Origin of the sequence: Hyalangium gracile, assembly GCF_020103725.1 — a bacterium.
Taxonomy (GTDB): domain Bacteria; phylum Myxococcota; class Myxococcia; order Myxococcales; family Myxococcaceae; genus Hyalangium; species Hyalangium gracile.
Genome location: NZ_JAHXBG010000054.1, coordinates 1 through 5,623, shown reverse-complemented (window position 1 = coordinate 5,623; position 5,623 = coordinate 1). Strand labels below are relative to the sequence as shown.

Below are 5,623 nucleotides of genomic sequence, written 5' to 3'. Positions count from 1 at the left end.
ACGAGGGGAACAGTGGACTGAGACAGCAGGGTGGAGAAAGCGTGAGCGAGGGCTGGATTCCAGCCGAGGGACTCGATTTTTTCCGGCGGCCAGCCCGCTCTCGACACAACCGTCAAATTCCGTCGGATCCTCACTGCCGTCTACACAGGGGCTTACACCGACACGTTCGCGCCTCTCCGAGCTAACTGGGCGTGGACGTCGCCCGGCTCCACTAGGGAAGCATAGGAAGGACAGGAGCCCTCTTGGGAATAGCGGGCGGGAGCAGAGCGGGAGGTGAGGGACGCTGACGGGGAGCCCATGAGCAGCACGCCGAGCCGGTGCAGAAGCCTTTCATCTCCAGCAGACACACGCCTGCCCAGCCCAGCCGCTTTCCCAGGAGGAGCGCGGCAGGGGCCTGGCTCTATTGGCTGGCTGTGGCGGCTTGCGCTTCAACACCACGCGCTCTTATGCGGCCCTCGCGCAGGGGCCAGGTGCGCACTCGCCGGGGGCAACCCCAGGTGCTCCAGAATCGCTCTGACCCCTCCTACTCCCTTCACGTACGCCAACAACCCTTAAGCCTGCCTCCACACCTCAAGCACGCGCGCATGTGCCCTCAGTGTGCGTGCGCCGTGAAGGTGCACTTGACCAGCGGGTGGAAGTCCCGCCCGAGGAGGAAGTCGACCCCCTCGGTAGCTATCTGGCGGGGACGGGAGGAGACTCCCGGACTCGAAGCCCAGAGACAGAAGGCCTCGAAAGGAGGTCGAGCGAGCTTGTAGGCCGCAACGTGAGTGAAGCCCGAGCAGGCCCCGAAAGGGCAATCGTGGGAGCCGACCTGGCGCACATACAGGGAAGGCCAAGCGCCCGGCGAGAAGGTCGACGAAGCATCGCTGGGTATTCCACCGGGGTAGTGGGGCGCGGCATGTGAGCACACGGTGAGGTGCGCAACACGGGAGACCTGGACCAAGTGGGATAGCGACCCGAACACGCCCTTGGGGCGTGGCGAGGACCAGGAGTCGGAGGGGCTCGTAGTACCGATGAAGCGGGTAACGACCGTGGAGGGAAGGGGCCCTGGTTCAGGAGGCTTCGCAAGGAGAGAACGCAGCGGGAGATTGGCGTGAGCCTACAACCCTTACAAAGCTCGAAGATCTCCGAGCGGAGCTGGACGCGAAGGCCAAGGTGGAGCCAGGAGGTGCACGCAGAAGGAGCCGCGCGCACCTGTGCGCCGACACGCATCGCGTGAGACCTGTCCGAGAGCCGGATGCAGGAAATCTGCACGTCCGGTTCGATGAGCGGCGTGGAGGAAACGGACCGTGGGTGAGACTCGGCGAGAGGGCGAGCGAAAGCGAACCCTCGCAGCAGGCGCCGACGAGCCCGAGCGGCACCGCGCCTCCCGTCGACTCTACCCCTCCAGCGGGGATACCAACGGGACGAGACGGAACGAGATGGGACGGGGCGGGAGAACGATCCGAAGTGAGATCAAGGCGTTAGCCGGTAACAGCGCGACCTGCTTGGGGTTTTGCTTCCGCCTTGATGCGGGTTCGATTCCCGCTGCCTCCAGCAGGCGCTGGGGCTGCTCTGGCGAGCCCCGATATGGGCCGCCTCCTCAGGTGGACGAAGGCGGGGGCAGTCTGCCTCGGATGTGGGTGCCCTTGGGGTACAGCACCTTGAAGATGCGGCGCTGGAGGATCCTGTTGCGCGCCTCCTCGGTCAGCTGCGTGGACTTCACCGCGAGGTAGATGGACGGATGATCCGAGTAGTACTGGCCCTCCTCCTTCAAGTGCCTCGAGCCGCTGGCGCCCATCAGCCCGTACATGCTCACTCCGGAGAGCTCGAGCTTCTCCGTGTCCGCCTTGAAATACCCCATGAAGTGCTCATTCCCAGCCGAGTTCGAGAACTGCTGGATGTAGAAGGGAATGGCCACCGTGGAGTCCCGGGGCAGCGCGAACCGCGGTTGGGACTCCTGCGAGGTGTCGAAGTAGATGCCCCGGCTCCCCTGGATGGACTCCTGGAGGTCCATGTTGAAGTCCCCCACCAGGAGCTGGATGCCATGCTGCGCGCAGAAGCGCTCCAGCGCCTCCCGCTCCTCGCGGCGGGCCTCCTTGCTCGAGCCGACGAGCGAGGCCCGGAGGTGGACTCCCGCTACCGTGCAGGAGTGGCCGTACTGCTTGCCCATCCTCACCTTGAGGATGTACTCGTCCTTCGCCTTCACTTTCAGGCCCTTGGTGTCCCGGACGAGCACCTCCGTCTCCAGGAACAACGCATCGTCGCTCGGGCCGCCGAGCCGCGAGGCGATGTCCTCCCGGAGGTACACCGCCATCTCGTTGACGGCCCTGACCGACTTCACCTGCTGCTTGTCGATGGCGGCCTTCTTCACGTACCCCAGGTTCGGCGTGCCCGTGTCGATCCGCTTCGGAAACGGCTCCCCCGTGGGGTTCTCCGAGAGGAAGAGCAGCGTGGGGTAGTGCTTGTACCCTCGAAGCACCTGCTCGACCCGCTTCTTCTTCCGCTCGCTCCAGTCCCGGTAGCGATCCTGCTGGGCGTTGCCCTCCAATAGCGAGGAGAGCTTCGACTCGTAGTCCGAGTCCGGGCTGTGGATGTTCCGGATGAGCTCGCACTCCTGTCGCACGATCCTGGACAGGTTCGTCACGAAGTCGGCCTTCGCCTGGAAGCTCTTGAACTTGCTCCCCGGGACGAGCTCGTTGCGGCGGCTGTCCACCGGCTGCCCCTTCTCGTTGAAGAAGCCCTCCAGGCCCTTCACGCCGATCTCGGAGTTCTTCTGGTAGAACTTCCGAGGGGACGCATCGAAGGGGATGAACAGCAGCGAGATCGTCTCCAACGAGTACGCGTCTTCTTCGAGCTCTTCGCGCTTGCGCTTGGGCATGCCCTGGCTCCCGGAGTGACGGAGGACGCCAATGACGCCCCCAGGTCGCGAACGCGTCATTCTACCGCTGATTCCGTGTCCCCGCGAGGCGGCTCAGCGGCCGTGCTCGCGCCGGGCCCGCGCCTCCGTCTCCTGGGCCACCCAGGCCGCCGCCGCCTCCCGGAGCCCCTTCACCGCCGGCCGCCGAGACGTCTCCTTCGTGGTGTACCCGCCCGCGAGCCAGTCGTCGCACGCCTTCTTCAGCGCCTTGGCCGCGTCGAACCGCCCGTCCGTGCTTTCCGCCTTGTGGAAGGTCGCCAGCCCGTTGTCGATCCGCACCAGCACCGGATCCGAGGCGCGCCGCGCGAAGCGCTCGTAGCTCAGGTCCTCCTTCCACTCCTCCACGGAGGGCATCTGGATGTAGCGCGTCAGCGCCGCCAGCACGCTGCCCGAGGCCCCCAGCTCCTGCAGCAGCTTCTGGAGCTGCTTCACCGTGTTGCCGCCATCCCGGTGCTGGAGCCCGTACACGGACTCGCCCGCGTCCGTGAGCGCAAGCTGGAGCCGGGTGGTGATGTCTCCCTCCGCCCTGGCCTCGTCGAGCTCCTGCAGCAGCAGCGCCAGCCCCTGCTGGCGGTACTGCTTCTGCGTCGTGCCGATGCACGCGGTGAGCACCCGGCGGATCTTCTCGCGCCAGGGCTCGCGCTGCAGCCTCAGCGCGTCGAAGTCCTCCACGTAGGCGCTGCCGTCATTCCACTCGCCGATGAGCCGCTGGCCCCAGGCCAGGAGCTGCTCCTTCACGGTGCGGTAGTGGAGCTTGGCCGCGTAGTTGAACTTGAAGAAGTCCAGGGCCGCCAGATCGCGCTCGTCGATGGAGGGGGTGGAGCCCTTCTTGAGCTTCAGCCGCGCCTTGGCGATCCACTCGCTGCGGCCCGGGTACCAGTCGGCGGTGTGGCCCCCGAGACCGAGCAGCCCCGGCATGGCCTCGCGCCAGGCGCGGCCGTGCACCGCGATCGCCTGGTCCCACTTGTCGTCGATCATCCCGTTGAACCAGGTCGTCTCTCGCGGCAGGGCGGCGCGCTCCTGCTGCAGCAGCTTGTTGACGACGCGCAGCGACTCCAGCGTCATCTTCGGGGCGCCCTGGCCTCCCGTCTGGGCGCACAGCCGCGAGAGCCCGCGGGAGTCGAGGGCGAAGGGCTGGTACGGGCGGTTGGTGCGGATGGCGATCATCGCGCTCACCAGGTGCGCGAAGGCGTCCGCGTAGTGGAAGGGGTTGTTGCGGATGAGCGCCTGGCCGCCCTTCCACGCCGGGAAGTACTTCCAGATGAGCGCGCTGTGGTCCGGCCAGTGCCCCACGCGGCCATGGCCCGTATACGAGGCGTCCGCGCCCCGCGGGGCATAGTCCTTGGTGCCAAAGAGGTTGAAGCTCCAGGAGGCCTGCTGCCAGTCGAGCTTGAGGAAGTCCGTGTTCTCCGGGGGCACGCCCTGGGGGAAGGCCCTGCTCCGAGGCGTGGAGGCGAAGTGCGTCTCGCCGCGCGCGTCGTTCACCGCCTGCTCCGCCGGCCCGGTGAAGTCCTGGTGGGCCCAGGTGTCCGCGAACACGTGCATCGTCACGCCGACGAAGTAGGGCTCGAGCCGCTCGCGCGCCACCACGCCCCCCGGCTGGTGCACCATGTCCCGGCAGTTGTTGACCAGGTGCATGGCCAGCGGGCTGTGGGGCCGACACAGCCACTTGAAGAGGGCCGGCGCCTGCGGGGTGCTCTTCGTCGTCACGTAGTCCCGCCTGGACCAGCGCTCGCTGCGAAAGCGCGCGGGCACCGTGCTCGGCAGCTCGAAGTTGCCCGGCAGGAAGTGGAACACCGACCAGACGGACGCCAGCCGGTCCTGCGTGTGCTTCTTCACCGTCGCGGAGAAGATGTCCCCCGGCGAGGAGAAGGTCGGCAGCGGCTTGTACTGGTAGAGGATGTTCTTCGCGTCATCCGAGCGGTGCACGGAGATCTGCTCGGCGAGCACGCCGATGCCGTTCTCGTCGATCATCTGCGCCGCCGTGGCGATGATCAGCGCCTCCCTCTCCGAGTACCCGGCGAAGCGGGCAGCGACATATGTGGCGTGGTAGTGGAAATCGATGTCCATCGCGGCCCCTCACGAGAAGGTTTTCCGCTGGATATTCAGATTTCCAACCAGAAAAGCCAAGCAAAGGCCGCACTGTCACGCCTCACCGTGAGTGGGGCGAGGTAGCCGTGGACGACACAGCCACCGGGTTTTCGGCACCTCACCCTCACGAACTGTTGTCGCGCGCATCCAGCTCGTCTTCACTGGCCGCGGGAATGACCAGAAGCGCCAGGACGGCGACCATCGCCGCGCCCGGCTTGGGCCGCGCGGCGCCCTTCCGCAACGCTCGTTTCCAAGATGAGAGTTGCGCCCGCCAGGACGCGGGCACGCCCCAGCACCTCGAGCGGCGCCTGGCGCAGCGTCTCCGAGAGAAAGCCATCCAGCCACTGGAGAAGGCGCGAAGTGCTCGACATGCCCGCGCCATTCTGGACGGAAACGCCGCGACTCACGACGCGCATATCCGTCCAGGCAGGCACTGCCTCCCGGCAGGCGGGCGGTGGGATGACCTACTCCCGACCGCCCGCCGCCGGGAAACGTCCGTCTCAGCGCCGCTTGTTGCGCGAGTGGCTCCACCCCGCCAGGGTGCGGTTGCGCTCGATGCGCTTGTGCTCTCGCTGCGCGGAGCTGCTGGCCTGGCGCGCCTGGTAGGCCTGCTCGCGCTGGAGCTTCTCGAAG

General features: G+C 66.8%; 2 protein-coding genes. Both read right to left on the bottom strand.

Features of this window, described 5'->3' with window-relative positions:
* Window positions 1-1,582: 1,582 nt before the first annotated feature.
* On the bottom strand, window positions 1,583-2,860 hold the full coding sequence (locus tag KY572_RS46645; protein ID WP_224250285.1) for a hypothetical protein: 1,278 nt from the start codon (window positions 2,858-2,860) through the stop codon (window positions 1,583-1,585).
* Between the two features lie 93 nt (window positions 2,861-2,953).
* Window positions 2,954-4,969 carry a DUF6765 family protein gene (locus tag KY572_RS46640; RefSeq protein ID WP_224250284.1) on the bottom strand — a complete coding sequence of 672 codons (2,016 nt, stop codon included), beginning with the start codon at window positions 4,967-4,969 and terminating at the stop codon, window positions 2,954-2,956.
* Window positions 4,970-5,623: the final 654 nt, after the last annotated feature.